25 protein-coding genes are annotated in these 26,658 nt (G+C 58.2%); 17 read left to right on the top strand and 8 right to left on the bottom strand.

What is annotated here, in order from left to right:
• The first annotated feature begins 20 nt into the window (after positions 1-20).
• Complete coding sequence (locus tag ACTJKV_RS15100; RefSeq protein ID WP_440599130.1) at positions 21-1,922, top strand: bifunctional sugar phosphate isomerase/epimerase/4-hydroxyphenylpyruvate dioxygenase family protein; 1,902 nt, start codon at positions 21-23, stop codon at positions 1,920-1,922.
• A gap of 247 nt (positions 1,923-2,169) precedes the next feature.
• Here ACTJKV_RS15100 and mhpT read toward each other — a convergent pair whose 3' ends face one another.
• Together mhpT and ACTJKV_RS15090 are read right to left on the bottom strand one after the other, a co-directional pair.
• Positions 2,170-3,402, bottom strand: coding sequence for a 3-(3-hydroxy-phenyl)propionate transporter MhpT (gene mhpT, locus ACTJKV_RS15095; RefSeq protein ID WP_113261149.1), 1,233 nt, complete (start codon positions 3,400-3,402; stop codon positions 2,170-2,172).
• A gap of 192 nt (positions 3,403-3,594) precedes the next feature.
• Positions 3,595-4,002: a MarR family winged helix-turn-helix transcriptional regulator gene (locus tag ACTJKV_RS15090; RefSeq protein ID WP_162741887.1), complete on the bottom strand. Its 408-nt coding sequence runs from the start codon at positions 4,000-4,002 to the stop codon at positions 3,595-3,597.
• 179 nt (positions 4,003-4,181) lie between these two features.
• On the opposite strand from ACTJKV_RS15090, the gene ACTJKV_RS15085 reads away from it, so the two are divergent.
• The 4 genes from ACTJKV_RS15085 to pobA all read left to right on the top strand — a co-directional run bounded on the left by ACTJKV_RS15085 (position 4,182) and on the right by pobA (position 9,250).
• Entirely contained in the window at positions 4,182-5,594 is a 1,413-nt protein-coding gene (locus ACTJKV_RS15085) for an aldehyde dehydrogenase (protein WP_113261151.1), read from the top strand.
• A 53-nt stretch (positions 5,595-5,647) separates the two neighbouring features.
• The gene (locus ACTJKV_RS15080) at positions 5,648-6,487 is read left to right on the top strand and encodes a p-hydroxycinnamoyl CoA hydratase/lyase (RefSeq protein ID WP_113261152.1); all 840 of its coding nucleotides are present in this window, start codon (positions 5,648-5,650) and stop codon (positions 6,485-6,487) included.
• A gap of 31 nt (positions 6,488-6,518) precedes the next feature.
• The gene (locus ACTJKV_RS15075) at positions 6,519-8,015 is read left to right on the top strand and encodes an AMP-binding protein (RefSeq protein ID WP_440599011.1); all 1,497 of its coding nucleotides are present in this window, start codon (positions 6,519-6,521) and stop codon (positions 8,013-8,015) included.
• Positions 8,016-8,077: 62 nt separating this feature from the next.
• Positions 8,078-9,250 carry a 4-hydroxybenzoate 3-monooxygenase gene (pobA, locus tag ACTJKV_RS15070; RefSeq protein WP_113261154.1) on the top strand — a complete coding sequence of 391 codons (1,173 nt, stop codon included), beginning with the start codon at positions 8,078-8,080 and terminating at the stop codon, positions 9,248-9,250.
• Between the two features lie 15 nt (positions 9,251-9,265).
• Here pobA and ACTJKV_RS15065 read toward each other — a convergent pair whose 3' ends face one another.
• The gene (locus ACTJKV_RS15065) at positions 9,266-10,027 is read right to left on the bottom strand and encodes an IclR family transcriptional regulator domain-containing protein (RefSeq protein WP_113180463.1); all 762 of its coding nucleotides are present in this window, start codon (positions 10,025-10,027) and stop codon (positions 9,266-9,268) included.
• A 134-nt stretch (positions 10,028-10,161) separates the two neighbouring features.
• Here ACTJKV_RS15065 and ACTJKV_RS15060 point away from each other — a divergent pair, with 134 nt between their 5' ends.
• From ACTJKV_RS15060 to pcaF, 3 genes are read left to right on the top strand one after another with little or no spacing between them, the layout of a single operon-like run.
• Positions 10,162-10,884 carry a 3-oxoacid CoA-transferase subunit A gene (locus tag ACTJKV_RS15060; RefSeq protein WP_440599010.1) on the top strand — a complete coding sequence of 241 codons (723 nt, stop codon included), beginning with the start codon at positions 10,162-10,164 and terminating at the stop codon, positions 10,882-10,884.
• Complete coding sequence (locus tag ACTJKV_RS15055; RefSeq protein ID WP_272865800.1) at positions 10,881-11,582, top strand: 3-oxoacid CoA-transferase subunit B; 702 nt, start codon at positions 10,881-10,883, stop codon at positions 11,580-11,582. Before ACTJKV_RS15060 ends, ACTJKV_RS15055 begins: the two co-directional genes overlap by 4 nt.
• 11 nt (positions 11,583-11,593) lie before the next feature.
• Positions 11,594-12,799, top strand: coding sequence for a 3-oxoadipyl-CoA thiolase (gene pcaF, locus ACTJKV_RS15050; RefSeq protein ID WP_113261156.1), 1,206 nt, complete (start codon positions 11,594-11,596; stop codon positions 12,797-12,799).
• Positions 12,800-13,091: 292 nt separating this feature from the next.
• Here the strand turns inward: pcaF and ACTJKV_RS15045 are convergent, their stop codons facing one another.
• The 3 genes from ACTJKV_RS15045 to ACTJKV_RS15035 form a co-directional block, all read right to left on the bottom strand.
• A complete protein-coding gene (locus tag ACTJKV_RS15045) occupies positions 13,092-13,406 on the bottom strand; it encodes a putative quinol monooxygenase (protein ID WP_113261157.1) in 315 nt (104 codons plus the stop codon).
• A gap of 136 nt (positions 13,407-13,542) precedes the next feature.
• A complete protein-coding gene (locus ACTJKV_RS15040) occupies positions 13,543-14,337 on the bottom strand; it encodes an alpha/beta fold hydrolase (RefSeq protein ID WP_112358084.1) in 795 nt (264 codons plus the stop codon).
• Complete coding sequence (locus tag ACTJKV_RS15035) at positions 14,334-14,696, bottom strand: nuclear transport factor 2 family protein (RefSeq protein ID WP_111846535.1); 363 nt, start codon at positions 14,694-14,696, stop codon at positions 14,334-14,336. Before ACTJKV_RS15035 ends, ACTJKV_RS15040 begins: the two co-directional genes overlap by 4 nt.
• An 18-nt stretch (positions 14,697-14,714) precedes the next feature.
• Between ACTJKV_RS15035 and ACTJKV_RS15030 the strand changes: the two genes are divergently transcribed.
• Entirely contained in the window at positions 14,715-15,605 is an 891-nt protein-coding gene (locus ACTJKV_RS15030) for a helix-turn-helix domain-containing protein (protein ID WP_440599009.1), read from the top strand.
• 54 nt (positions 15,606-15,659) lie between these two features.
• Here ACTJKV_RS15030 and ACTJKV_RS15025 read toward each other — a convergent pair whose 3' ends face one another.
• The gene (locus ACTJKV_RS15025; RefSeq protein WP_062424489.1) at positions 15,660-16,082 is read right to left on the bottom strand and encodes a hypothetical protein; all 423 of its coding nucleotides are present in this window, start codon (positions 16,080-16,082) and stop codon (positions 15,660-15,662) included.
• Positions 16,083-16,454: 372 nt separating this feature from the next.
• Here ACTJKV_RS15025 and ACTJKV_RS15020 point away from each other — a divergent pair, with 372 nt between their 5' ends.
• The gene (locus tag ACTJKV_RS15020; protein ID WP_112358086.1) at positions 16,455-17,030 is read left to right on the top strand and encodes a GNAT family N-acetyltransferase; all 576 of its coding nucleotides are present in this window, start codon (positions 16,455-16,457) and stop codon (positions 17,028-17,030) included.
• Between the two features lie 211 nt (positions 17,031-17,241).
• On the opposite strand, the gene ACTJKV_RS15015 is transcribed toward ACTJKV_RS15020, so the two are convergent.
• Positions 17,242-18,618, bottom strand: a complete 1,377-nt coding sequence (locus ACTJKV_RS15015) for an MmgE/PrpD family protein (protein ID WP_440599008.1) — start codon at positions 18,616-18,618, stop codon at positions 17,242-17,244.
• A 100-nt stretch (positions 18,619-18,718) separates the two neighbouring features.
• Between ACTJKV_RS15015 and ACTJKV_RS15010 the strand changes: the two genes are divergently transcribed.
• The 7 genes from ACTJKV_RS15010 (at position 18,719) to ACTJKV_RS14980 (ending at position 26,598) form a co-directional block, all read left to right on the top strand.
• Positions 18,719-19,630 carry a LysR family transcriptional regulator gene (locus tag ACTJKV_RS15010; protein WP_112957053.1) on the top strand — a complete coding sequence of 304 codons (912 nt, stop codon included), beginning with the start codon at positions 18,719-18,721 and terminating at the stop codon, positions 19,628-19,630.
• A 40-nt stretch (positions 19,631-19,670) separates the two neighbouring features.
• Positions 19,671-20,585 (top strand): LysR family transcriptional regulator, encoded by a 915-nt coding sequence (locus ACTJKV_RS15005; protein WP_062600543.1) that lies wholly within the window; start codon positions 19,671-19,673, stop codon positions 20,583-20,585.
• Positions 20,586-20,754: 169 nt separating this feature from the next.
• Positions 20,755-21,699 (top strand): ABC transporter permease, encoded by a 945-nt coding sequence (locus tag ACTJKV_RS15000; protein WP_111846531.1) that lies wholly within the window; start codon positions 20,755-20,757, stop codon positions 21,697-21,699.
• Positions 21,696-22,514 (top strand): ABC transporter permease, encoded by an 819-nt coding sequence (locus ACTJKV_RS14995; protein WP_062599723.1) that lies wholly within the window; start codon positions 21,696-21,698, stop codon positions 22,512-22,514. Before ACTJKV_RS15000 ends, ACTJKV_RS14995 begins: the two co-directional genes overlap by 4 nt.
• A complete protein-coding gene (locus ACTJKV_RS14990) occupies positions 22,511-24,139 on the top strand; it encodes an ABC transporter ATP-binding protein (RefSeq protein WP_116493325.1) in 1,629 nt (542 codons plus the stop codon). Before ACTJKV_RS14995 ends, ACTJKV_RS14990 begins: the two co-directional genes overlap by 4 nt.
• A 17-nt stretch (positions 24,140-24,156) precedes the next feature.
• Positions 24,157-25,017: a serine hydrolase gene (locus tag ACTJKV_RS14985; RefSeq protein WP_440599129.1), complete on the top strand. Its 861-nt coding sequence runs from the start codon at positions 24,157-24,159 to the stop codon at positions 25,015-25,017.
• A 39-nt stretch (positions 25,018-25,056) separates the two neighbouring features.
• A complete protein-coding gene (locus tag ACTJKV_RS14980; protein WP_113265123.1) occupies positions 25,057-26,598 on the top strand; it encodes an ABC transporter substrate-binding protein in 1,542 nt (513 codons plus the stop codon).
• Positions 26,599-26,658 lie beyond the last annotated feature (60 nt).

Here is a 26,658-nt window from a genome sequence, read left to right as displayed (position 1 = left end):
CAGACAAGCAGAGCGTGATGATGCGCACGTCGATGGCGACAGTGTCGATCAGCGGCGAGTTTCCTGAAAAGCTGGCAGCGATTGCCCGTGCTGGCTTTGACGGCGTCGAGATATTCGAGAACGACTTTCTAACCTACGATGCCTCGCCACGCGAGGTGGCAAAGATCGTCCGTGATCATGGTCTGGACATCACGCTTTTCCAGCCGTTTCGAGATTTCGAAGGCATGCCGGAGCCTCACCGCAGCCGCGCCTTCGAGCGGGCGGAGCGCAAGTTCGAAATCATGCAAGAGCTTGGCACTGATCTCATGCTGATTTGCTCGAACGTATCGCCGATCTCTCTTGGCGGGATAGACCGGGCGGCAGCTGATTTCCACGAACTCGGGGAGATGGCCGCCCGGCATGGCGTGCGTGTCGGTTATGAAGCTCTTGCCTGGGGACGCCATATCAACGACCATCGCGATGCATGGGAAATCGTGCGGCGGACCGATCACCCGAATGTCGGCATCATCCTGGACAGTTTCCACACCTTGTCCCGCAAGATCGATCCCAATTCGATCCGCTCCATTCCCGGAGACAAGATCTTCATCGTGCAGCTTGCCGATGCGCCACTCTTCGACATGGACCTCCTCTACTGGAGCCGCCATTTCCGCAACATGCCGGGCGAGGGCGATCTGCCAGTCGTCGATTTCATGCGTGCTGTGGCAGCCACCGGCTATACCGGCCCGCTCTCCCTTGAAATCTTCAACGACCAGTTCCGTGGCGGATCAGCCAGGGCTTTGGCAGAGGACGGACATCGCTCGCTCGTCAATCTGATGGACCGCGTCCGGCGCCACGAGCCCGATATCCGTCTTTCCATGCCGGAGATGCCGGACCGTATCGAGGCGAAAGGGGTGGAGTTCGTTGAGTTCACCTCGGCACCCGACGAACAACAGACCCTCATCGATCTTCTGCAAACGCTGGGCTTTAGACGCACCGCCCGGCACCGCAACCGCGCCGTCGATCTCTATACCCAGGGCGATATCCGTATCCTGATTAATACGGATGAGAGTGGCGATAGCTTCGCCGGCGCTTCCTATGCCGTACATGGCACCAATGCCTATGCATTTGGCCTCAGGGTCGATAATGCCGAGCAAGCGCTCGCCCGCGCGCGCGCACTCGGTGCGCCTGTCTTTTCCGAGCCCCGGCAGCCCGGCGAAGTCGCGGTGCCCGGCATTCAGGGCGTCGGCAACGGTGTCATCTACTTCCTCGACGATAATGCGCCGCTTGGCAGTATCTGGGAGAGCGAATTCGAGGCTTTGGTCGACGAGGGCGGGTCGCCCACAGCGCGTCTTACCCGTATCGACCATCTTGCCCAGACAACCCATTATGACGAGATGCTGACGTGGCTTCTATTCTACACATCGATCTTCTCGACCCGGCGCACACCGATGGTCGATGTCGTTGATCCTGGCGGACTGGTCCGGAGCCAAGCCATCGAAAGCGAGCCGGAACCGCTTTTCCGCCTCACCGTGAACGGTGCTGAAAATCGCAAGACCTTTGCCGGCAAATTCCTGGCAGAAGGCTTCGGCACCAGCATCCAGCACATCGCATTTGCGAGCGACGACATCTTTGCGACTGCCGAGGCGCTGAAGGCCACCGGCTTTCAGGCGCTGCCGATCTCGCGAAACTATTATGATGACCTCGAGGCGCGCTTCGGTCTTGAACCGGATTTCTCCGATGCGCTGCGTGCTGCCAGTATCCTTTACGACCGCGACGAACACGGCGAATATTTCCAGATCTATAGCCGCACTTTCGGTGAAGGGTTCTTCTTCGAAATCATCGAGCGACGCGGCGCCTATAACGGCTATGGCGCCATGAACGCGCCCTTCCGCATTGCCGCCCAGCGTCGCCTACTGCGACCGGAGGGCCTACCGAAGCTATAGTCGTTCTTTGTTGCAACACACGGACACCGTGTTGCTAGCGGTGGCTCAGACGGGGGTATGGCACCGGTGGTAGAGAACGGCATCGCAACTTGGAACAATGCCCGGACGTTGCAGTGCTATCGAGGATGCTATGCGGCAAATGCCAATGAGGAGCACATCTCTCGCGAGATCACGCTCCTCATCAAGGCAAGATATTTTTTGTTTGCCTAAGGACGCCCACCTCTACGCGGCAGAATTTGCGATCCGATCAAGCTTGGCCCAGGCGTCTCGACATTTCCTCCCGTGTCTTCCCGCTACGGTGCAGGATGAGGATCACGGTGGTGGTGCCGCAGATGGCCGCGATGGGCAGCAGCGTGTAGAGAAGTTGCTGCGGACCCATGCCGCTTGCCAGGAGCCAGCCAGCGACGAGAGGTCCGACGATTGAACCAAGCCGACCGACAGAAACGGCAAGGCCTACGCCGGTGCCGCGCACCTCGCTTGGATAGCATTGTGGGGCAATACCATAGAGCAGCGCCTGTACGCCGATGACCGTCGCGCCGACAAAAGTGCCAGCCGCCAGCGCCGCCGCAACATTGCCCGCGGGCAACATGGCAAGAGATGTGATTGCCAGCATCAGACCGATAAAGCAGAGCGCTGCGGAAAAGGCAGGCCTGTTGCCGTCCAGCAGCCGCCCGCCAAGGATGGCGCCAGCTGCGCCGCCGATATTGAAAACGATCTGCACGGTCGACGCCGTTTCACGCGCAAAGCCCAGTGACACGAGAATCTGCGGCAGCCAGTTGAGAAGCAGATATACGACGATGAGGCCGAAGAAGAAGGCGGCCCAGAGCAGCAGCGTCTGTGGCAGTGCACCCGGCGCCATCAGCACGTCGCGGCGACGGGCAGGTGCCCTTGCATCGCGTGTCACGCGGAACGGTCCCATCATGAGTTGGAGCGGCAGGGCCAGCAGCAATGGCAAGATGCCGCCTACCAGGAATATCGAGCCCCAGTCGTCATGCAGGCCAAGCAGGGCGATGAGGCTGGCGAGTGCGCCACCAAGCGGCACGCCGGCATACATGATCGCAACTGCCCTGCCGCGCCGCTCAGGCGCAACGGATTCAGCGGCAATTGCGATGAGATTAGGCAGCGCGCCCCCAAGGCCGACGCCGGTCAGAAACCGCATCGCAACCAAATGCTCGAACGTGTCGGAGAAAGCCGTGCCGATCGAAAACAGGCCGAACACGATCAGCGAAAGGGCAAGCCCGTTGCGCCGTCCAAAGCGATCAGCGATAACGCCGCCGCACAGCGCGCCGAGCACCAGTCCGAAGGTCGCCGATGAGAGGAAAACGCCCAACTGTGACGGTGAAAGTCCAAAAGCGGAAACAAGTTTTGGCACGGCGACACCCGCCGCCTGAAGGTCGAAACCTTCGATAATCGCGGCGAGAAACACAAGCACGAGCGCACGCGTTCCCGTCCCCGCATGTCTATGCGTGGCTTCAGTCATGATATTCTCCTCCCAAAGGCCGCCTTAGCGGCAATCATGCTTTCATTTGGCCTGCGTCTCACGCTGCCTCAGCGATGTATCCCGCAGTCCTCCCAAGCCCGCCTCTGCGAGTAAGGGCTCCCTCTTTTCAAAGCCGCCGCCCGCAGGCGATGGATGAAATTGCGACCGTGCCATCAGCGCGTATGGCTGGTGTCACGCGCCATTCCAGATGCGCGACAACAACCGGCGCAGCACTTCACGTTCTCTTGGCGTTAGCGCACTGAATGTGCGTTCCTCCTGCGCCATGACCCGCGCGTGCCATTTGGCGACGGCCTCAGCACCCGTTTCACTCAAGTGCAGATGTTGAATGCGCTGGTCTTCATCATCGGCAAGGCGTTCGATCCATCCCTGGCTGTCGAAATGCGCAAGGATCGGCGCGAGATTGGCCCGTTGCAGCCGCGCCTGTCGACCGATCTCGGCGGCCGTGATGCCAGGCGTCTCATCGATCAGGCAGAGAACCGTGAAAGGAATGGGCTTGATCTCGTCGCCGAGCGCCTCGGCAAAACCCGCCAGATCGAGGATCGAGGCCCGACGCAGATGGTAACCGAGGAGATCGTCCATGACAGGCGCTCTTAACCCTTCAATGTCCCGCATTCTCGCCTTCACGCGTCGCCCTTCTCAAAAATAGTAAAAATTGACCCTTGTCAGTTTTGTATCGCTATGTGATATAGCAGTCAATCGCTATTTCACATAGCAATGTTTGAGGTCGGGAGCCTCGGACGCTCTAGGGAGGAGAAACCATGACATCGACATCGAAGTTGTTTCGACGCGTGAATCCGATTAGTGGCGAGGTGGCGAGCGAAGCGCCGGCGCAAACGCCTGATGAGGCGATAGCCGCAGTCGATGCGGCCGCTCGCGCCATGCCGGCCTGGGCCGCACAAGGGCCGAATGCGCGCCGCGCCGCGCTTCTGAGAGCGGCTGATGCCGTCAGTTCAAAGGGCGACGCCTTTGTGACGGCGATGATGGCCGAGATCGGTGCGACCGAAGCCTGGGCGCGCTTCAACGTCATGCTTGCTGCGTCGATGCTGCGCGAGGCCGCGTCACTCACCACTCAAGTTGCTGGCGAAGTTATCCCTTCCGACAAGCCGGGCTGTCTTGCCATGGCCATTCGCGAACCAGCGGGCGTCGTGCTTGGCATCGCGCCGTGGAATGCGCCGGTCATCCTAGGTGTGCGTGCGTTGGCCACTCCTCTGGCTTGCGGCAATGCAGTGGTGTTCAAAGCAAGTGAACTGTGCCCGAAAACCCACGGCCTTATCGTCGAGGCCCTGGCGGAGGCCGGATTGCCCGAGGGTCTCGTCCAGCTTGTCACCAATGCGCCGCAGGATGCGGCAGACGTCGTCGGTGCCTTGATCGATCATCCGGCTATCCGACGTGTCAATTTTACCGGCTCTACGGCCGTCGGGCGCATAGTCGCCATGCGTGCGGCACAAAACCTCAAGCCCTGTGTTCTGGAACTTGGCGGCAAAGCGCCGCTTGTAGTGTTGGACGATGCGGATCTCGACGAGACAGTGAAGGCAGCAGCCTTTGGCGCTTTTTTCAACCAGGGCCAGATCTGCATGTCGACGGAACGGATTATCGTCGTCGATGCTGTGGCGGATGCCTTCCTTGAAAAATTTGCCGCCAAAGTGCGGATGCTCACCGCTGGAGATCCGCGCCAGGGTGCGGCACCGCTTGGCGCTGTTGTGGATATCAAAACCGCCGATAAGCTTAAGGGCCTGATCGACGACGCCGTCGCCAAGGGTGCAAAGGTGATTGCGGCGGGCGAGCCGAACGGCGTGCTCGTTCCTGCCCATGTCGTCGCGGATGTCAGCGCTGGAATGCGCCTCTATTCCGAGGAGAGCTTTGGGCCTGTCGTCGCGGTGATCCGGGCGAAGGACGAGGCCGACGCCATCCGCGTTGCCAATGACAGCGAATACGGTCTTTCGGCTGCCGTCTTCACAGGAGATGCGGCCCGCGGCCTGAAGGTCGCCCGACAGATTCGCTCCGGGATTTGCCATGTTAATGGCCCCACGGTGCATGACGAAGCACAGATGCCTTTCGGCGGCGTCGGGGCTTCGGGCTACGGGCGCTTTGGCGGCAAGGCCGGTATTGCGGAATTCACTGAGCTTCGCTGGATCACGGTCGAGACCGAAGCCGGACGCTTCCCGATCTGATCTTACGTCGAGCCCGTCCTCGCCTTCAAATCATGTAAAAGGAAACCAATCTCATGACCGAGACTAGCAACAAGACGGACGTCGTCGCCGTCGATATTGCCGAAGGCATCGCCTGGGTCCGTTTCAACCGTCCGGAAAAGCGCAATGCGATGAGCCCCGAGCTGAACCGCCGGATGCTGGACGTGCTGGACGAGCTGGAGTTCCGCGAGGATGTCGGCGTTCTTGTCCTTAGCGGCGAAGGCACAGCCTGGACGGCTGGCATGGATCTCAAGGAATATTTCCGTGAAACTGAGGCCAAGGGTCTGGCTGGCGTGCGCCAGAGCCAGCGCGAGAGCTATGGCTGGTGGCGTCGTCTGCGCTGGTACCAGAAGCCGACTATTGCGATGGTCAATGGATGGTGCTTCGGTGGCGGTTACGGTCCGCTCTTCGCCTGCGATCTGGCCTTTGCAGCGGATGAGGCTAAGTTTGGTCTCTCCGAGATCAACTGGGGTATTCTGCCAGGCGGTGGCGCAACGAAGGTAGCAGTGGAGCTGATGCCCTTCCGTCAGGCCATGTATCACGCCATGCTTGGTGAGCCGATCGACGGTCAAAAGGCCGCTGCCTGGGGCCTCGTCAACGAAAGCCTGCCGCTTGCCTCGCTGAAGGACCGGGTGGCCGAGGTTGCCAAGGTCCTGCTGGCCAAGAACCCCGTAGCCCTTAAGGCGACCAAGGATGCGGTGCGCCGCGTCGGCGTCATGACGTATGACGAGGCTGAGGATTATCTTGTGCGCGCCCAGGAAGCCGCCAATTCCTACGACAGTGAAGGTCGCAAGGAGGGCATCCGCCAGTTCATCGACGAGAAGACCTACAAACCGGGTCTCGGCTCTTACGACAAGAGTAAAATCCACAGCTGATAGAGGTTTTACTGGGAGGAGGACCAACATCATGCATAACTGGCTAGCCCCCGATCCGGTGGGCCTGCATGCGCAGGCGCGCCCGGAAAAACTCGCCCTTGTCGATCTGGCGTCCGGGAGGCGCTGGACCTATCGGGGCCTCGACCGGGCGATCGAGCAGGCAAGAGCGGCGATCGACACGCTCGGCCTTGGGCCGGGTGACAGGCTCGCGTCGATTGCACGCAACTCCGCCGATCTTGTGATTGCGCAGCAGGCCTGTCTGCGGTCCGGCCTTATCTTCACGCCACTGAACTGGCGGCTCGCGGCTGCCGAGATCGATTCTATTCTCATCGACTGTACCCCCGCACTGATCCTCGTCGACGGATCGTCGGCAGGTTTCGCGGTGCCGGACGGCGCAAGACTGCTTGATATCGCGGCGTTTACTGCGCGTTGCGAAAGTGCGGCGGCAGGCGAACGAGGCTCTCCGCATGATGCCAACCGGCCTTGCGTCCTTCTCTACACCTCCGGAACGTCCGGCGTGCCGAAGGGCGTCATTCTAACTCCCCAGACACTGTTCTTCACCGGCGTCAATTTCGGTGTGCTGGGGCAGGTGACGTCGGAGTCGGTCTTTCTCGCGGAATCGCCCTTCTTCCATGTCATTGGCCTGGTAACCTCCGTCTGGCCGCCATTGGTTCAGGGCGGTACGGTGCTGGTCTCATCCGGCTTCGATCCGGTCGTTACCAATTCCCGGCTTGCGGACCGCGCGCTCGGCATCACCCATTACTTCTGCGTCCCGCAGATGGCGACGGCGTTGAAGGATGCCGATGGTTTCCAGCCGGAAAACTGGTCGCTCGCTGCGCTTTTCACCGGCGGCGCTCCGAACCCGCCTGCCAATATCCGTTGGTGGCTGGAGCGTGGCGTTGCCATGGTGGATGGCTACGGAATGACCGAGGCCGGAACGATCCTTGGCATGCCGCTCGATCCAGCGCTGATTTCCAATCATGCCGGCGCGGTCGGCCAAGCGGGACCGGCCACGGCCATTCGCATCGTCGATGCCGAGGGCCGGGAGGTGCAGGACGGGACCGCTGGCGAGATCATCGTCAAAGGGCCGCATGTCACGCCCGGTTACTGGAACCGACCGGAAGAGCGCGATGCCGCCTTCACGCCGGATGGCTGGTTGCGCACCGGCGACATTGGACTTCGAGATGCCGATGGGTTCGTGACCGTTGTCGATCGCCGAAAGGACATGTTCATTTCGGGCGGTGAGAACGTCTATCCGGTAGAAATCGAAAGCGTCCTCGCCGAACATCCAGCGGTCCTCCAGGTGGCCGTTATTGGTGTGCCGGACCCGCGCTGGGGCGAGGCGGGGCATGCCTTCGTTATCCTGTCACCAGGATGGGAAGACGCGGAGGGAGAACTTCGTGCCCATTGCGAGGCGCGGCTTGCCCGCTTCAAGGTGCCGAAACATTTCCGGATCGTCACGGAACTGCCCCGTACCAGCACCGGCAAAATCCGCAAGAACAAGCTCCGTGAGAGTCTTTCCGCCTGACCGTCCCGTTCCCCCCATCCAGCAGCGCCGCCAAGCGACGCTAAGCCAGTTAGGAGACAATCATGCGCACGCAAGTCGCTATCGTCGGAGCCGGTCCCGCCGGACTTATCCTTGCTCATCTCCTCCATGCCTCGGGCATCGAGACAGTGGTGATCGAGCGGCAGACGCGCGCCTATGTGGAGGGACGGGTGCGGGCAGGGGTGCTGGAACAGGGAACAGTGGACTGCCTGTCCCGCCTTGGGCTGGACCAGCGTTTGCGCGAGGAAGGGCTGCGCCATTCCGGCACGCATCTGTCCGCCGACGGCGATGATTTTCGCATCGATCTCGAACAGGCTTCGGGCGGTGCTTGCGTTACGGTCTATGGCCAGCAGGAGGTGACGCGCGACCTTTTCGAAGCCGCCGAGGCGCGGGGTCTGACGATCCTCTTCGAAGCGAGCGACGTCGGTCTCCACGATATAGAAGCGGAAAAACCCTTCGTTACCTTCGGTACGCCGTCCGGGGAGGTCCGGGTCGACTGCGATTTCGTGGTCGGCTGCGACGGGTTTCATGGCATCAGCCGCCAGGCGATCCCCAACCATGTTTTGCGCATCTTCGAGCGTGTCTATTCGTTCGGCTGGCTCGGCATTCTCACCGAGCGTCCGCCTGTCAGCGAGGAACTCGTCTATGCCAGTCACGAGCGCGGCTTCGCGCTTGCCTCGATGCGTTCCATGACGCGCAGCCGCTATTACATCCAGTGCGACATGGGCGAGCGGCTGGAAGACTGGCCGGACGAACGTATATGGGATGAACTGGCCGTGCGGCTTGGACCCAATCTCGGAGCACGGCTCCAGCGCGGGCCTTCCTTTGAAAAAAGCATTGCGCCGCTGCGCAGCTTTGTTGCCGAGCCGATGCGCTATGGCCGACTGTTCCTTGCCGGAGATGCTGCCCATATCGTGCCGCCGACTGGAGCGAAGGGCCTCAATCTCGCAGTGTCTGACGTGACCATGTTGGGTCAAGCGCTGGCGGAATTCTACATTGAGCGCTCGGGCGCGGGGATCGACACCTATTCGGCGCGAGCGCTGGGGCGCGTCTGGAAGGCTGAGCGCTTTTCCTGGTGGTTCACCACCCTTACGCATCGTTTCCCCGAAACGGGAGCTTTTGAGCGACGAATGCAGGTGGCAGAACTCAGCTATCTACGGAGCTCACCACGTGCGCAGGCAAGTTTTGCCGAAAACTACGTCGGCTTGCCCTTATAACGGGTGACGGCGCGCTTAAACCAGAAGCCCTTTCAACTCCGCCTGTACTGCACCCAGCGCAGGGAGATAGCGCTCGACCAAATCCTGCATGGAAGCTGCGGAGGCGGCGACACCGACATTGAGGGCGGCGATTGTCTTGCCCCGGGCGCTCTTCAGCGGCACGGCCAGCGAGCGCAGACCGATCTCGACTTCCTGATCGATCATCGCGTGACCACGAGCGGCGGTCTCTTCGATTTCAGCCATGAGAGCATCGATATCAGTAAGCGTCATCGGCGTGCGTGCAACGATGTCGGAGCGCTCCAGAAAGGCGCGGCGGTCTTCCAGTGATCGGGAAGCCAGAAGGACCCGCCCCATGGAGGTGCAATAGGCGGGCAGCCGCGACCCTGGCATCAGGGCAATCGACATGACGCGACGCTGGGCGGCACGTGCGACATAAACGATTTCGGTATCATCGAGGATTGAAACGGATGTGCTTTGTCCGATGTCTTCCGACAGTTGATCGAGAAAGGGCTGCACGATGCGTGGCAGTGGCATTGAAGCAAGGCACCCCGTTCCAAGTCGAAGTACCTTTGGTGTGACCGTGAAGAATTTTCCATCATAGGCGGCGTAGCCGAGCTCGGCCAGCGTCAAAAGACAGCGTCTTGCTGTCGCACGATCCAGTTGGGCGATCTCCGCCGCCTCGGAAATAGACAGTTTCGGCCGTTCGGCGCTGAAGGCTTCGATAATGCTCAGCCCTTTGGCGAGGCCACCCATCATGTCGCGTCCACTCACAGCCATGTGCCGCCTCCTTCAATATTGTGCGATAATCGAACAAACATACTATATCGCACAAATAGGCTTGATGTCGATCCGAGTTGGGATTTACCTGAATCTTGAGCGGGCCAAATGACAGGTCGCTGGAGGACAACGGTATGGATAAGAGGATACACAGCCTGGCGGATGCTGTGGCTGATATCGAAGATGGGGCAACGTTAATGATCGGCGGCTTTGGTGGCTCGGGCGCGCCCATCGAGCTCATTCACGCTCTTATCGATCGCGTCAAGGAAACGGGTAAGCCCTCAGGGCTCACGGTTATCAACAACAATGCCGGCAATGGCCGTATCGGCATCGCGGCGATGATCGATGCTGGCATGGTCAAGAAGATGATCTGCTCCTTTCCGCGTTCATCCGATCCGCGGGCCTTTACAGATCGCTACCTCGCAAGCGAAATCGAGTTGGAACTGGTGCCGCAGGGTACGCTTGCCGAGCGCATTCGCGCCGGCGGTGCCGGCATTCCCGCCTTCTACACGCCGACCGGTTTCGGTACCGAACTTGCTGACGGCAAGGTGATCGCCGAATTCGACGGTCGCAAATATGTGCAGGAGCGCTGGTTGAAGGCCGATATAGCGCTGGTCAAGGGGCATCTCGGCGACACCCACGGCAATCTCACCTACCGTCTGGCCGGGCGCAATTTCAATCCGCTGATGTGCATGGCGGCCAAAAGGACCGTCGCGCAGGTGTCGAAAATCGTGACGCCAGGAGAGATCGATCCGGAGCAGGTGATCACGCCAGGCATTTTTGTCGATGGGGTCGTGGAAGTGGCTGATCCGCAACAGGAAGAAGCGTTGATCCGAGCAGGAGTGGCATACGCATGAGTGACGCACCCATGATTGATACTCGCGACGACATCAAGCTTTCCAACGCCCAGATTGCCTGGCGGGCCGCTCAGGATATTGCCGACGGCGCCTATGTAAACCTCGGCATCGGCTTCCCGGAAATGGTCGCAAAGTTCCAGCCCAAGGGCCGCGAGGCGATCTTCCATACGGAGAACGGCGTCCTGAATTTCGGTGAAGCGCCGCCCCCTGGTGAAGAGGATTGGGATCTCATCAATGCCGGGAAAAAGGCCATCACGCTGAAGCCCGGTGCGGCCTTCTTCCACCACGCCGACAGCTTCGCCATGGTGCGGGGCGGGCATCTGGATGTGGCGATCCTTGGGGCCTATCAGGTCGCTGAAAATGGTGATCTTGCCAATTGGCGTGTCGGCTCCAAGGGCGTGCCTGCCGTGGGTGGCGCGATGGATCTTGTCCATGGCGCAAAACAGGTGGTGGTCATCACCGAGCATGTCACCAAGGACGGCAAGCCGAAACTGGTCGAGCGTTGCACCTTTCCCCTCACTGGCGTCGGCTGCATCACGCGCGTCTATACTAGCCATGCAGTGATCGACATTGTGAATGGCAAATTCGTCGTACGAGAGAAGCTTGCAGCCATGACTATGGATGAGCTTCAAGCCATGACGGGCGCGAAGCTCCATATCGATGGCCATGTCGACGACCTCGTGGTTCCGGCGCTGTAAGGAGTAAATCAATGACCGAAGCCTTTATCTGCGCTTATATTCGCACGCCCATCGGCCGTTTCGGCGGATCCTTGTCATCTATTCGTGCTGACGATCTCGGCGCAGTGCCGCTCAAGGCGCTGATGGCACGTTATCCGACCGTCGATTTCGACGCCGTCGATGACGTCGTCTATGGCTGCGCCAACCAGGCGGGGGAGGATAATCGCAACGTTGCGCGCATGTCGTTGCTGCTGGCAGGTTTGTCGGTTTCGGTTACAGGCACCACGATCAACCGCCTGTGCGGTTCCGGCATGGATGCTGTCATTACCGCCGCTCGGGCGATCAAGTCGGGCGAAGCTGAATTGATGATTGCGGGGGGCGTGGAATCTATGAGCCGCGCGCCGTTCGTTCTGCCAAAGGCGGAGTCTGCCTTTTCGCGCAACGTGGAAATCTATGACACCACCATCGGCTGGCGCTTCATCAACCCGATGATGAAGAAGCAATATGGCGTCGACTCGATGCCTGAAACTGGCGATAATGTCGCGATCGACTTCAATATCGCCCGCGAGGATCAGGACGCCTTTGCCGTGGGAAGCCAGGCGAAGGCCGCTGAAGCCCAGGCCAATGGCCGCCTTGCTAAAGAAATCACGCCGGTGAGCGTGCCGCAGAAAAAGGGTGATCCGCTGATCGTCGATCGCGACGAGCATCCGCGTGCGACATCGATGGAAGCGCTCGCCAAGTTGAAGCCGGTCAACAAGATTGAAGGAGGCACGGTGACCGCTGGCAATGCCTCCGGCGTCAATGACGGCGCGGCAGCGCTCATCATCGCTTCCGAAGCTGCTGCCAGAAAGCATGGCCTGACCCCCATCGCCCGCGTTCTGGGTGGCGCGACGGCAGGGGTTCCCCCGCGCATCATGGGCTTCGGTCCCGCACCGGCAACCAAGAAGCTGCTTGCCCGCCTCGGCCTCGCTCAGGAGCAGATCGACGTCATCGAACTCAACGAAGCGTTCGCCTCCCAAGGCCTAGCGACGCTGCGGGATCTCGGCATTGCCGATGACGACCCGCGCGTTAACATCAACGGTGGAGCCATCGCGCTCGGCCATCCACTCGGCATGTCCGGCGCCCGCATCACCGGCACGGCAGCGCTTGAGCTTTCCTTGTCCGGCGCGCGTTACTCGCTTTCCACTATGTGTATCGGCGTGGGGCAGGGCATCGCGGTCGCGCTGGAGCGGGTGTAAGCTGGGTTCAATCCTGAAGTGCGTCTTGCGGATGATATCAGTGGATTATCAGCCACAGGGAAGATGTAGTGGGACGGCAACAAATTCCATGGTGGGTCGAGAAGCAGCCTTGGCGATCGCTTCAGCATCGACGGCATCATTGTTCTGACGCTTCACTAAAGGCTTGACGTGCTCAGGGGCCTTAAGACGCACATCCTGGCCCAGCTTTCTAATCTCGCGACACCAGTGATGGCCCCCGGCGCAGGCCTCCAGCGGGAGGGGGGGCACAGGCCTGCCTGGCGAGAGTAGATGGTCAGGCAGACCTCGCAACGGTCCATATTGCAATTTGTCGCGGCTCCACCAGCAGAGCATCGATGTTCTCATGAAAAGCCGCTCGATAGGGCCGATTTAGCTGAACCTTGAGCACGTCCGCCCGATCTGTCCATGTTTCATGAAGCTGGAAGACGTTGCTCCGCTCCGGATCGACGTGCAACGTGTATCGCACAAACGTCTGCTCATGGCGCATTGCGTCTAGTACCGGGTTGAGAAGGGCGAGGAAGCGGCCAACTTGCTCAGGTAAAACGTGGAAGGTGATGACGTAGGTTTCAGGCTGTGTGTGCGAGGTCATCTTAGCGCCTCCGGAAACAGGACGGTAATGTTTGTAGCGCCTTGCAAAGTATATCTGCGTGACACTCTTCGGATCGGAATCCGTGAGGGCGCTGATAGTTGATACCTGCGGGGTGCCGGATCAGAGGTAGACTTGATCATGCCAACACCCGGCCGCTAATGTCGTTGGCAAGCCTTGAAGCGTGCGTGACCATAATTCCATGTGCCACCCCTTCGTAAACGACAAGTTCCGCGCCGGGTATCGTAGCAGCGTACACGCGCCCACTGGACTCCAGCGGCGCGGAGACGTCGCAGTCGCCGTGGATTATCGTGACTGGCAGTTTCAAGTCGTGGGCTTCCGCCGAAAGGTTACTCAGCGCGATCGTCTGTTGGAAAGCGACCAAAGCCCGGCGAGAGCAATCCATAGCCATTGAGCCCATCCAGTCCTTGACGCGTCTATGGGCGCCGGGAGCGAAGGGGTCGATGTTGGCGTCGATCCAGCCCGACAGGTTGGAGGTGAGTTCTCCGCACAGCCTTTCCACCATTTCCGGAGTTACTCCACCGACGCCAATGACTCTAGGCCCGGTTGCACCCACTAGAATGAGCCTTTTGATCCGGTTGCCATTGTACCGCGAAAGGTAGCGTATTGCTTCGCCGCCGGCGCCGGAGTGCGCCACAAGCGTCACGTTCGAAAGGTGGAGAGACCTCATCACCTCAGCGAGATCGTCGGCCAAGTCGTCGTAAGAGTAAGTCGCCCGATCGGTAGAACGACCGTGTCCGTTTCGGTCGTAAGCGATGGTCCTGAGACCTGCGTCATTGAGACGAAGCCTAGTTTCACCCCAAATTCGGCTGTCCATAGCCCATCCAGCCAAGAAGAGCACGGGCGGACCATCACCCCAATCGCTGACGTGAAGAAAATGCCCGTCTCCGCGTGAAACAAATGCCGGCATCATACGAACTCCTTGTCGAGGAACCCGATGACCTCTTCGATTTGACCGTCCTGCGTTGTGCGGATGATGTCGGTCCCCGTGGCGATCAGCCTTCCGTCCTCGCCTGAGAGCGTCCAGGAGAACCGCGCAAATGAGCCATGCCCGTCAGGTTCGCCCCGAAGTGTAAAGGTGTGGCCAGGGAGTTGGGCCCGGACACCTGCGATCATTGTAGAGATGCCCTCCCAACCTTCGCTTGCCATTATCGGGTCGGCGTAGCGAGCTCCCGGTGTCCAGGCGTTGGCCAGTCTCTGGTCGCGTGATGTGGCGTCAGGATCATTCCAGAGCGCGAGATACTCACTGGCCAGCAATTCGGGATTTGTCATTGTCCGCCTCCATATTAGATGACGAACCAAGAATGCCGCAGCCGCTGGACGAAGACGATTACCTCCGAGGTAATGACTTCGACGATCCAGACCGTTAGTCTCCGCCAAATGAGCGCAATATCGACGACCCTTGGTGAGGCATTGAGAATGTGGCGGGCAAGACGCCGACTTAGCCAGCTTGATCTCGCGGGCGAAGCGGAGGTCTCTACTCGCCATCTCAGTTTCATTGAAAGCGGCCGTGCGTCTCCTAGCCGCCATGTGCTATTGCGTCTTGCGGAAGCACTTCGCTTACCTCTGAGAGAGCAAAATCAACTACTGCGTACCGCGGGCTTCGCCCCGATCTATGAAGAGCGTGGATTCTCCTCTCCAGACATGGAAAACGCTTTGGTTGCCGTGGAAGCAGTGTTGCGAGCGCATGCGCCCTTTCCGGCGCTGGCCGTCGATCGGCACTGGAACTTAGTGCTTGCCAATGATGCCGCGCGTCAGATGCTGATCGGCATCGATGAGAGGCTGCTGAGGCCTCCCGTAAATGTGTTGAGAGCGACGTTCCACCCACAGGGGCTGGCGCCACGCATTTTGAACCTCGCCGAATGGCGTCACCATGTTTTGTCACGACTTCGAAGAGACATCGATCAATCTGCTGACCCGGTACTAGAAGCGCTCCACACCGAACTCTCCGGCTTTCCTTTTCCCGCTAGTCGCCGCCCGCCAAGCTCTACCCAGCGCATTGCCGTGACGCTTTCCATTCGCAGCGAAGCAAATCGCGGCGTGATGTCGTTTCTGTCAACAACGACCGTGTTCGGCACTGCGGTGGACGTTACGCTCGCAGAACTGACGCTGGAATGCTTTTACCCGGCAGACGAGAAGACGCGAAAATCTCTAATGGAGGGAATGACCAAGCCATTATGAGCCGTTTGTTCAGCAGTCCGAGCGTTCTTAGACCAGCTTCACCGCACGAACATGTTAGTCATCTTGCCATGCAATGGCGGCAATGCGCCAAGCATTCTGAGTCCGCACCAACTGAATGAGCTTTGCGCCGCTTCCACCGTAGGGTTCGCCCGAGAAGATTCCACTCTTTGCGTAGGTCGAATGGCGGCAGGCTATGCCACGCAAGACCTGGGTGGTCGCTGAAGTCTCCCACTCATGAAAGTTGATAAGCGAGCCGTCGCTGAGCATCCGCTCGCGCGGTACGATGAACGTATCCACGTTCATCGTTTCCACCTCAGCAGCATTGGCTCGCACGATGACTGCCTCAGGAAGAAACATTTCCCGCAGCCCTCGCACGTTAATGACCCGTCCGCTGCGGTTGTCGAACGCGGCATAAAATCTGCCGACCAATTCGTTGATTGCTGCGTGCAAATCAGGATTGTCACGTTCGGTGGTCATAGAAGCCTCGTTATTCCTATCTATGGAATTTACACCTACCTTGATAATGCAGCGTGGTTCAACGACAGCGCTATGTGGCGTCTACGAGGGACACTGATAAGGGGAGCGCATGAATGCATTCCGCAGGCGAACGGATAGCTGCCAAAAGACTGTAACTGCTCGCCAACTTCTCTGACGTCAACTCGCCTCCTCTTCGCGGCTGCCGGATCACTCGTCGATCGCAGATTGCCTGGAACTCTGGTCATATTCCACCAAGCCGCCTTTGGCCGCCGTTGACGTTCCGATCCGTGCAAGCGTCTCTTCCAATATGTTCGGTATCAACTTAGTTTGACGCGACCAGATAATGTAAGAGCTGATGACGACTGAGGTTCGATGGACGCACTTGCCACGCAAAATGAAGCCCCGAATGTCATTTTGACCGATCGTCTTACGATGCGGTTGCCAGAAGTGTCTGATTTTGCGGACATGGTTCAGCTCTGGAGCGATCCCGATGTCGTCCGCTATATCGGAGGCCGTACTTCCACTGACGATGAGGTTTGGCAGCGCCTTTTACGTTATAGAGGCCTCTGGGCGCTGGTTGGTTATGGCTATTGGACTATTCGTGAGACCAAGACCGGTGATTTCGTAGGGGAGATGGGTTTCGCGGATTGGCACCGCGCCGGCCTTCCTCAACTGAAGGGCGTGCCTGAAGGTGGATGGGTTCTTACCTCCGCAATGCAGGGAAAAGGTTATGCCCGAGAGGCATTGATCGCTGCGCTGCAATGGCTTGATAGATCCATAGCACCGCGTACGTCTGCGTGCATCATTGCACCTGAAAACAGGCGATCCCTCCGCCTTGCCGAGCAATGTGGCTATCGGGAGGTATCACGAACCGCCCACCGGCAAACCGATACGCTAGTTATGGTGCGCGATCATTTGCCTAGGGACCATGATTGCGGCGCTGATTGAATTTTGGTTGAAAATTCGCTCAAAATTGCTCGGCTGGGAAACCTTGAATTTCAGAAATTGCTTGTTGGAAAAGTCTTGAAATCCCATCTGTTTTTCCATCGCGAGCGACATTGGTTGCTACCTTTTTGCATTGGGTTTGGGCTTAGTCAACCGGGCGTGGGCGCAGGAATAATTTCCGCTTCGTGCCTCAAGAGGGCACATAGGTGATGGTTTAAATTCGGGACAAACTAAAAAATTGTTGCAACGTATCATCGCAGACGGTCCTCACGCTTTTTCCGGAGCAAATTGCTTTCAATTCGGAGTGGGTGATAAGCGCCCTGGAATGTCCTGCCCACCGCAAGCAATCTTCAAGTTTTGCAAGCTTCTGCCCGCCATTTAAAGGTGCGACTATAGAGCCGTTGGCGTGAAGGCGCTCGGTGGAGAACCTCCGGCCATCCATTAACGAGATATGGACTTGATGCGGTAGGCGCTCAACGCCGCGCTCTTCTTCTGCGCTGTAAGAAGTAATACTGATCTTCGCCATGTGGGCTCGGAAACTTTGCCGCGTAGCAGCTTGAGGAGTGAAATCACGGAGTGATAGTCCTCCGCCCGAGAGCGCGACAGCCAAGCAGTAATGCATGGAAAACCTCGCCTGCATTTCATCGGTAGGATCGTCATAGGGAAGGTTGTCAAATGCAGATCTTCCAACTTTTGTATCGATCCGTTCGATGTCATCAAGCGAAAATCCGTATTTCTTTTGAAGGTCCAACGCCGCGTCAATGGCTCTGTGAGTGGATGCGCAGCATGGATGAAGTTTCGTGACCAGACCGCGGGTTTCGATGATGTGCTCCTCGTTCCATGTGAGGTCCGCCCACCCCGTCGCTTCGTTGCCTCCGAAGAGATCGAGGAAGCCTTGCGATCGTTCGAGGATATCGAGCCTGCCGCCCAAACCCGATCGGGCAAGTAACGCGGCCTCGATCGCATTTCGCGCCGCGATGCCTGCGTGAAAGGGTTTTGCTCCGGTGCCAAATTGTCCTTTTGGACCCGAGGCCATGCTTGTGGCGAGGCTCATTGCGTTTGCTATCTTAGCTTCGTCAAGTCCGAGAAGGACGGCCACACCTGCGGCGGCTCCGACGCAGCCGATTGTCGAGGTTCCGTGCCAGCCCCGATTATAGTGCGAGGGGATGACGCCGAAGCCAATGGATCCCTGCGCTTCCAGCCCGGCAAGATATGCTCTGACCATCATGTGGCCCGAAAACTCGTCGCTGCTCGTCGCGACGGAGAGAAGCGCTGGCACCAGGACCGCTGATGCGTGGGCGCGTGCGGGATGAAAATTGTCATCGAAATCGAGGCAGTGGGCGGCAGTGCCGTTGATGAGGGCAGCGATGGAGCGCGATGCGCGGCCTCCTGTGAAAACCAGCGATGCGCCAATTTCATTGATCTCGTCACGAAAAGCTGCGGCCACAGACCGTGGGGCAGCGTCATTCCTGCCCGCAATCATACAGCCGATAGTATCCACAATCGCGTCTTCCGCCCGCTCTATTGCGATTGCTGAAAAGGACGTTCTTGCAATGACCTGTCGGGCAATCTTTTCGAGAACGGTTGTCATTGACGCGCTTCCTTGCAAAACTCGGAGAGAGCTGCATTGATGAACGGGCAGGTCTATCGGCGCAATCTTATGCAAATGACGGGTGACGTTATCCGGGAGAATGAGACTGAAAAAATCGGGCGACGTTCAGATCAGCATCAAGCATATTCAGGCCTTCGAAGCGATTGCGGCCACAGGCTCAACCATTGCCGCTGCCGTTGATCTCGGTATTTCTCAATCCAACACCAGCCGACTTCTGCATCAGTTGGAGATCTACCTCGGTGTTCGGTTGTTCGACAGGGATAAGAACCGACTTTCGATGACGCGTGAGGGGTTGAAGCTAGGACCGGAAATCCGCGCCATTGCGGACAAGCTTACGGCTCTGAAAATAACGGCGCAGGAACTGGAAGAGGGACGCTCGACGGAAATCCCGTTGAGGATAGCATTTCCTGCGAGCCTTTCCGCAACGCTTGTGCCGCGTCTGATCAAGAGATTTCTGGCCGAAGCAGGTCCCGTCAGAATCGAAATTGCCTCTGGGAATTATCTTGCGATAGAACGGATGGTAGCGGAAGGGGCGGTCGATCTTGGTTTCACGCGCCTGCCGTCGCCGACGCCGGGACTTCGCGAAGAGCACGTCATGCCGACGCGTAATATTTGTGTTCTCCGTAAGAGCCATCCGCTTGCCGGTCGGGAGAAGATCAACGTTGAACAATTGAAGACCGAGGATCTGATACTTCTCAATCGGGAGCGGGCCGTCCGTCATGAGTTGGAAGCGATCTTTTATCGCGCAGGACTTCGCCGCCGCCCGGCAATCGAAGCGCATTCCGTCGGTTGCGGCTGCGCTCTTGCGGCGGAAGGGCTGGGCATCGCAATCGTCAGCGAATTGCTGGCGCTTGAATATCAGGCCTTGCCACTGGCATTCGTTCCGCTTGAACCGACCATCTCCGTCGATTACGCAATCGTCAGTTCCGAACTCTCCCCGCTTCCGAAAATCGCTCTGCCGTTCTTGAACTACATCCGGGAATGGGCTTAAGCGTTTTCATATCGGCGGGAGAGGGAGTGGCGAAAGCATGATCAATTTCAGGCAGCTTGAGGTTCTGAAAACCCTGCTTGCAACAGGGTCGACGATCGCTACCGCCAAGAGCATGGGGCTTAGCCAGTCCGGCGTGAGCCGTCTCCTTCAGCAGTTAGAGACCGATCTGGAACTGAGGCTTTTTGATCGAGATAAGGGCAGACTTATCCCAACGCCTGAAGCCAGTATTCTGGCGCGGGATGCCGAAACGATCCTGCTTGGATTGAACAGGTTTTCAGGACTGGCGGAAGATCTCCGCAGCGGTGCAAAAGGGCCAGAACTGGTGCGGGTAGGGCTTCCCAGCAGCATGTGGGAAAATTTCGCGCCCGCGATGATGAAGGAATTCGTGCGTGATTACCCGTCGGTCCGGATCGAAACCTTTTTCGAGACGACATCCAACATCGCACGTCTGGTTGAGCAGAAGGTCATCGATTTCGGCTTTCTGCGCAACGAACATCCCGCTTTACCTGGGATCGATATGGAAATTGTGGCATCAGGCACCAGCGTTTGCGTTCTGCCCGAAGGTCACGAACTTGCGTCGATGAAGGAAATTAGTGCACGGGACCTGCGTGGGGTGCCGCTTATTCTCATCGGTCGGCAAAGGCCGACACGTATGCTGCTCGATCAGACCTTTGCGCGCGAAGCCGTGAGGCAGAACGTGAAAATCGAGACTCATACCAACAGTTCGGCCTGCTCCTATGTGGCTCACGGTTTGGGAGTTGCCATATTGAGCAGCTTTTTTGCCAATCTCTACCAAAACCTTCCTATCGTGCAGCGCCCATTCGTTCCGGTCACCAAGCAGGAATTTGCGCTCGCAACCCCCTCTGGCACGTCTGCTTCTCTGGCAGCAAAAGCCTTGATGGACGCGCTCAAGCGCCAAATCGAAATCTCACAAAAGCATTGCTCTAGCTGTTAAGCACCGCGCCACAGATCAAACTCAACGCGCACCTGCGTCTGCAAAATATGCATTAGCCTATGAAGATAATGCATAATATTGCGCTCATTTTTTTGATCCGTCATAGTTTCAAACATAACAGCCGGTGACTTTGTAGATCCGGTCCCGCCAATCGCGTTCAGGGGAACCGATGATAAGATTCATATTCCATCGATTGCTGATGGCGATCCCGACATTGTTGATCGTCGCAATCACAGTCTTCGCTCTTATTCGTTTCATCCCAGGTGATCCGGCAGCTCTGATGCTGGGAGACATGGCGACACCAGATCAAATTGCCGAGATGCGCACTGAACTTGGCCTCGATACGTCACTGCCGCAGCAGTTTTTCGTCTGGGCGGGCAATGTGCTGAGCGGTGATTTCGGCCAGTCTATCGTGAACAAGGAGCCGGTGCTTCCGCTGGTTGTTTCGCGCTTCATGGTTTCAGCCGAGATCGTCGTGGTCGCGGTCATTCTGGCAAGCCTCATCGCGGTGCCAGCCGGTGTCATAGCGGCGTGGCGCCAGAACAGCGCCACGGACCTCGTACTGATCGGCACGGCGACAGTGCTGCTTTCGATCCCGACCTTCTGGCTGGGATTGCTTTTGCTTCTTTTCTTCGGACTGAAGCTCGGCTGGCTGCCGGTGCTGGGATATGTGTCTCTCTCGGATGATTTCGTGTCCGGGCTGTTGTATCTGATCCTGCCCATCATGACGCTTGTCATCCATGAGGCCGGGGTTCTGATCCGCATGGCCCGCGCCTCCACACTGGAAGTGCTGCGGCTGGACTACATCACCCATGCCCGTGCCAAGGGACTCTCGGAGCGGGCGGTTCTCTGGAGGCACGCTTTCAAGAATGCCTTCGGTCCAACATGGACGATGATCGGCCTGATCCTTGGAAATCTGCTTGGCGGCATCGCCGTCATCGAAACGGTGTTCACCATTCCGGGCCTTGGTCGCCTGATGGTCGATAGCATCTTCCAACGCGACTACCCCGTCATTCAGGGCTGCCTTCTCTTCGTCGCCATGTCCTATGTGGTCGTCAACCTGATTGTCGATCTCCTATATCCCCTCTTTGATCCGCGCGTGGTGGCCGAATGAAACAGGTTTCTCTCAATGGCCTGATCGGCGGCGTTCTGATCGCTGCTCTGCTCATCGTCGCAGCCCTGAGCCTCTTCTGGACGCCTTTCGATCCAATGAAGCTGAGCTTCACGGCAAAACTGGCTTCTCCCGGCTCACTGCATCTCCTCGGCACTGATGAGTTCGGGCGAGATGTACTCAGCCGCCTTATGGTCGGCGCACGAGCAAGTGTCTGGATCGGCTGCCTTACGGTCGGTTTCGCCGTTGTGGCTGGTACGTTGATCGGTCTCATCAGCGGGTATGCCCGTGGCTGGATCGATGGCCTGATCATGGCCGTGAACAATGCACTGCTGGCATTCCCCGGCATTTTGCTGGCACTCGGACTTCTCGCGGTGTTCGGCGCAAATCAATACGGCATCATCTTCGCGCTGGGCATCGCATACACGCCGTCCATGGCGCGCGTCGTTCGAGGAGCCGTGCTGTCATTGCGGGAACGCGAATTCGTCGAAGCGTCCCGCGTGATGGGCAATGGCGAAATCTTCACGATGTTCAGACACATCCTGCCCAATTGCCTTGCCCCAATTACCGTACTTGCAACCTCGATGTTCGGCTGGGCCATCCTTTCGGAAAGTGCCTTGAGTTTCCTCGGTCTCGGTGTTCCGCCTCCCGCACCGACATGGGGCAACATGCTGGCTGCAGGTCGGCCTTTCATCGAACAGGCTGTCTGGCTCGGACTCTTCCCCGGCCTCTGCATCGCACTCACATTGCTTGGCATCAACCTTCTCGGAGATGCTCTGCGCGATAAACTCGACCCACGCATGAGAGGTTTGAAATGACTGAAGGAAAGCTTCTCAGCGTCCGCAATCTTTCGCTGGAAATCGTCCGTCGCGATGTCGGCGTGGTGAAGGATGTCAGCTTCGATGTCGCGCCGGGTGAAATCTTCGGCATCGTCGGCGAAAGCGGTTCGGGAAAATCTCTTGCGACAAGGGCGATTGTTTCTCTGCTGCCGCCCGTCATTCGCAAGACGGCAGGTACGGTCATCTTCAAGGGCCGCGACATCACCGCAATTAGTGAAAAGGACTTGCGCACGCTGCGTGGTGCGGAGATTGGATTGGTTTTTCAGGAGCCCATGACCTCGCTCAACCCGTCCATGACGATTGGACGGCAACTGGAGGAGGGGCTCGCACTGCACACGCAGGATCAAGCCTCCACGAGGCGCGAGAAAATTCTCTCCATGCTGCAACGTGTCGGCATTCGCGATCCTGAGCGAGCACTGACGTCCTATCCACATGAGTTCTCCGGCGGCATGCGCCAACGCATCATGCTGGCATCCGTCATGCTTTTAAAACCGGCGTTGCTGATTGCCGATGAACCAACGACGGCGCTCGATGCGGTCATTCAGCGCGATGTCATGGAACTGATGGTGGAACTGACGAAGGCAGAAGGCACGGCAGTCCTTCTCATCAGCCATGACCTACCGATGGTGGCCCGCTACACAGACCGGATCGTCGTTATGGAAAAGGGCTCCATCGTTGAAGCCGGTACGACTGAGCAGATACTGGAACTCCCCCAGCACCCTTACACGCGCAAGCTTCTGTCATCCTTGCCCGTGCGCGGTGAAGTCAGGCCTATCGATACGATATCCGCACCGATGATTTCGGCCCGCAACATCGTCGTGGATTATCCTGGACGGAAGTCGTTTCTCAAGAAGGGCGAGCCAAAACGCGCACTGCATGGAGTCTCGATTGACATTCATGAAGGCGAAGTTGTGGCTCTGGTCGGCGGTTCCGGGTCTGGCAAGACGACCTTGGGACGCACGATTGCCGGATTGGTCAAGGAGACTGAAGGCGAGGTTCTTTTCCAGGGGCGCACGCGCGATCAGGACTGGCGCGACTATCGCCTCAATTGCCAGATGGTTTTTCAGGATCCCTATTCCTCGCTTGATCCTCGCATGACGATCCTTGCTCTCGTTGAAGAGGCGCTGCGTCTCGTTCCCGGAATAGACCGGGTGGCGAAGATGAAGCGCGCCTACGAAACGTTGGAAGAAGTTGGTCTCAACGCCGAATTCGCCCTTCGCTATCCGCATGAACTTTCGGGCGGACAGCGGCAGAGAGTGGCCATTGCCAGAGCGATTGCGCGACGACCACGATTCCTCATTGCCGACGAGCCCGTTTCGGCGCTGGACGTGACCGTTCGCGCGCAGGTGCTCTCGCTCTTTTCCGATTTGCAGAAACGATATGGCTTCTCCTGCCTGTTTATCAGCCACGATCTCGGCGTCGTTGAACAGGTCGCTGATCGCGTCATCGTCATGCAGGACGGCAGGATCATCGAGGAAGGTGACCGCAACACGATCTTCGACATGCCGAAGCAGGCCTACACCCGGCGCCTTCTCTCGGCAATCCCCGCGCTCGATCTCAACGAGACCGGCGGCGTGAAACTCAAGTGGCGCTTGGAGGCGTGACGATGAATACAGCACCCATGACATCCGGCAACCTCGGATCAACCGCCGAAAGGCTGAACGCGATCTGTAACGGACAGCCATTCGTCACGCGCTTCAGCATTAAGAACCTGCGCAATGGCGAGATATTTGAACGCGGAGCGGATGAGGAAACTCCGTCTGCCAGCACCCGCAAGACCTCGATCATGATGGCTGCCCTGAGCGCGGTCCAAGAAGGCAGGCTCGATCTGGATGAGCAGATTGTCTACGAGGCGCGCTTTGCCGAAGAAGTCGCAAGCGGAATGTTTCGCTATCTTACGCCGGGCATCGTGATCTCGCTTCGCGATGCCATCACCGGCATGATGGTGCTTTCCGACAATGTCTGCACCAAGATGGTCTTCGAGCGCCTGACGCTGGAGGAAGTGAACAGCTATTGCAGGGCAATCGGCATGGAAGGCACGCATCACCGCTTTCTGATCCCGCCGCTCGCTCTGTCTCCCGATCATTCCTTGAAGTCCGTTACGACGACAACGGCGCGCGATCAAATGTTCCTGCTCCAGTCGATTCTCGATGCTCAGGGTTCCGAAGAGGCTTCGAAGCGGCTGGGCGTTTCTCAAGAATTGAGTGCCTACGCCTTGCAGACGCTGAAAAATCAGATTCTGCGATACGCTATCCCTTCACGTCTGCCGTTCGGCACGGTCGTCGCTCATAAGGGCGGCACAGGAAAGCGCGGGAGGATGAATGCAGGAATCGTCTACAGCGATGGTCAACCGCTCTACATCATCACCGCTTTTACGGACCAGGTGCCGCAGGAAATGCCGGATGGAACACCGGGATACACCGTGTCTCTTGAAACCATCGGACGCCTTTCGCGCGTCTGCTGGGATGATTTTCGAGCTTGAGCCAACAGCATTAAAACCAACAATAACAGAGGGTAGAACATGAAAAGCTTACTTCTTGCTGGAACTATATTGATGGCGCTTTCAGGCGCGACCCACGCGCGCGATATCGTGATTGCGCAGAGCTCGGATCTTCGCAGCAACATCCCCGGCGTTAACCGGGATGGGAATACGGATGGCGTCATCCTTCATATCGTCGAAGGGCTCGTGGGCTACGCCAACAACGGCGAAGTAAAGCCTTTGCTGGCGGAAAGTGTTGAAACCTCGAGCGATGGTCTGACATACACATTCAAGCTTCGCCAGAACGTCAAGTTTCACAATGGCAAGCCGCTGACCGCGGATGACGTCGTTTGGAACTGGAACCGATACATGGACCCCGCCACGAAGTGGACGTGCATCAAGGATTTCGACGGCGGTACGGTGAAGGTGACAGCGATCAAGGCTGTCGATGCGCATACCGTCACGATGTCGCTCGATAAGCCCTCCGCGGTTTTCCTCGGCCTGATGGCGCGGCCGGAGTGCGGCTACACAGGCATGATCTCGAAAGACTCCCTCAACGCTGAAGGTGCATTCGATAAGCCAATCGGAACTGGTCCGTTCAAATGGGATGGGTGGAAGAAGGGCGAATACATCCACTTGGCCAAGTTCGATGAGTACCAGTCTCCGGCCAATGACGGCAAACCGGATGGCATGGTCGGCTCGAAGCGACCACTGGTGGATGGCATCAAGTTCATGGTCATCCCCGATGCATCCACTGTGAAGGCAGGTCTCCAATCGGGTGTGCTCGACACTGCGGAAATCTCGCCTGATCTCATTCCGGAGTTTGAGAAGAGCGAAAAGGCCAAGGTCATTATTTCGCAGAACAACGGCAAAAACCTCTTCTACATCCAGACCCGCGACCCCGTCATGAGCAAACCCGGGGTTCGCCGTGCAATCGCGATGGCGCTTGACATGGACGAGCTTGTTGCTGCGGCCTCCAATGGTACCGGAAAGGCCAACGGCTCGATGGTGGCGTCGGACTCTATCTACTTCAGCGAGACACAGAAGAAGCGTCTTCCTTACGATCTTGATGCGGCGAAAAAGGAACTCGAAGCATCCGGCTACAAGGGTGAGCAAATCAACATCATCGCCAACAAGCGTGGCAATGTACCCAGCTTTCCGGCAGCCGTCATCGCTCAGGCGATGTTGCAGCAGATCGGTCTGAACGTGCAGATCGAAGTTCTGGACTATGCAACGCAGGTTGATCGCCGCCGCTCTGGCAATTACCAGATCATTTCGCAATCCGTCGCACCCCGTCTCGATCCTGCGTTGATGTACAGCTTCTATGTGGGCGATAAGGACAAGAACGCTTCGCTCATGTGGGATAATCCGAAGGCGATCGAACTGATGAAGGCTGCTTATGCGGAAATCGACCAGCAGAAGCGTCAGGCAATCTTCGACCAGTTCCACGAGCTCATGTTGCAGGATATGCCAGGCATCTTCCTCTACGACATGATCGACGTTTGGGGAGCGACCAAGTCGCTTGAGGGTCAGCCGGTCTGGCAATCCAACGCGCGGCTTTGGGAAGTGTCGGTCGGTAAATAATCCAGTCATTAGGCACCGCGAATAAGCGGTGCCTTTCATATGCACAGAAGCCCTCTGCCA

The sequence above is a fragment of the Agrobacterium sp. 22117 genome, assembly GCF_052045735.1.
GTDB classification, from domain to species: Bacteria; Pseudomonadota; Alphaproteobacteria; order Rhizobiales; family Rhizobiaceae; genus Agrobacterium; species Agrobacterium cavarae.
This window is presented reverse-complemented; position numbering and strand designations above follow the sequence as displayed.

What these genes read in the sequence shown, in the direction of transcription:
- ACTJKV_RS15045 (WP_113261157.1), bottom strand. Translation starts at nt 13,406, where the DNA reads ATGACCTCGCACACACAGCCTGAAACCTACGTCATCACCTTCCACGTT.
- ACTJKV_RS15080 (WP_113261152.1), top strand. Translation starts at nt 5,648, where the DNA reads ATGACCGAGACTAGCAACAAGACGGACGTCGTCGCCGTCGATATTGCC.
- pcaF (WP_113261156.1), top strand. Translation starts at nt 11,594, where the DNA reads ATGACCGAAGCCTTTATCTGCGCTTATATTCGCACGCCCATCGGCCGT.
- ACTJKV_RS15030 (WP_440599009.1), top strand. Translation starts at nt 14,715, where the DNA reads ATGACGAACCAAGAATGCCGCAGCCGCTGGACGAAGACGATTACCTCC.
- ACTJKV_RS15000 (WP_111846531.1), top strand. Translation starts at nt 20,755, where the DNA reads ATGATAAGATTCATATTCCATCGATTGCTGATGGCGATCCCGACATTG.
- ACTJKV_RS15100 (WP_440599130.1), top strand. Translation starts at nt 21, where the DNA reads ATGCGCACGTCGATGGCGACAGTGTCGATCAGCGGCGAGTTTCCTGAA.
- ACTJKV_RS15015 (WP_440599008.1), bottom strand. Translation starts at nt 18,618, where the DNA reads ATGACAACCGTTCTCGAAAAGATTGCCCGACAGGTCATTGCAAGAACG.
- ACTJKV_RS15040 (WP_112358084.1), bottom strand. Translation starts at nt 14,337, where the DNA reads ATGATGCCGGCATTTGTTTCACGCGGAGACGGGCATTTTCTTCACGTC.
- pobA (WP_113261154.1), top strand. Translation starts at nt 8,078, where the DNA reads ATGCGCACGCAAGTCGCTATCGTCGGAGCCGGTCCCGCCGGACTTATC.
- ACTJKV_RS15065 (WP_113180463.1), bottom strand. Translation starts at nt 10,027, where the DNA reads ATGGCTGTGAGTGGACGCGACATGATGGGTGGCCTCGCCAAAGGGCTG.
- ACTJKV_RS15075 (WP_440599011.1), top strand. Translation starts at nt 6,519, where the DNA reads ATGCATAACTGGCTAGCCCCCGATCCGGTGGGCCTGCATGCGCAGGCG.
- ACTJKV_RS15055 (WP_272865800.1), top strand. Translation starts at nt 10,881, where the DNA reads ATGAGTGACGCACCCATGATTGATACTCGCGACGACATCAAGCTTTCC.
- ACTJKV_RS15090 (WP_162741887.1), bottom strand. Translation starts at nt 4,002, where the DNA reads ATGGACGATCTCCTCGGTTACCATCTGCGTCGGGCCTCGATCCTCGAT.
- ACTJKV_RS14985 (WP_440599129.1), top strand. Translation starts at nt 24,157, where the DNA reads ATGACATCCGGCAACCTCGGATCAACCGCCGAAAGGCTGAACGCGATC.
- ACTJKV_RS15060 (WP_440599010.1), top strand. Translation starts at nt 10,162, where the DNA reads ATGGATAAGAGGATACACAGCCTGGCGGATGCTGTGGCTGATATCGAA.
- ACTJKV_RS15010 (WP_112957053.1), top strand. Translation starts at nt 18,719, where the DNA reads ATGAGACTGAAAAAATCGGGCGACGTTCAGATCAGCATCAAGCATATT.
- ACTJKV_RS15020 (WP_112358086.1), top strand. Translation starts at nt 16,455, where the DNA reads ATGGACGCACTTGCCACGCAAAATGAAGCCCCGAATGTCATTTTGACC.
- ACTJKV_RS15035 (WP_111846535.1), bottom strand. Translation starts at nt 14,696, where the DNA reads ATGACAAATCCCGAATTGCTGGCCAGTGAGTATCTCGCGCTCTGGAAT.
- ACTJKV_RS14995 (WP_062599723.1), top strand. Translation starts at nt 21,696, where the DNA reads ATGAAACAGGTTTCTCTCAATGGCCTGATCGGCGGCGTTCTGATCGCT.
- ACTJKV_RS15025 (WP_062424489.1), bottom strand. Translation starts at nt 16,082, where the DNA reads ATGACCACCGAACGTGACAATCCTGATTTGCACGCAGCAATCAACGAA.
- mhpT (WP_113261149.1), bottom strand. Translation starts at nt 3,402, where the DNA reads ATGACTGAAGCCACGCATAGACATGCGGGGACGGGAACGCGTGCGCTC.
- ACTJKV_RS15085 (WP_113261151.1), top strand. Translation starts at nt 4,182, where the DNA reads ATGACATCGACATCGAAGTTGTTTCGACGCGTGAATCCGATTAGTGGC.
- ACTJKV_RS14980 (WP_113265123.1), top strand. Translation starts at nt 25,057, where the DNA reads ATGAAAAGCTTACTTCTTGCTGGAACTATATTGATGGCGCTTTCAGGC.
- ACTJKV_RS14990 (WP_116493325.1), top strand. Translation starts at nt 22,511, where the DNA reads ATGACTGAAGGAAAGCTTCTCAGCGTCCGCAATCTTTCGCTGGAAATC.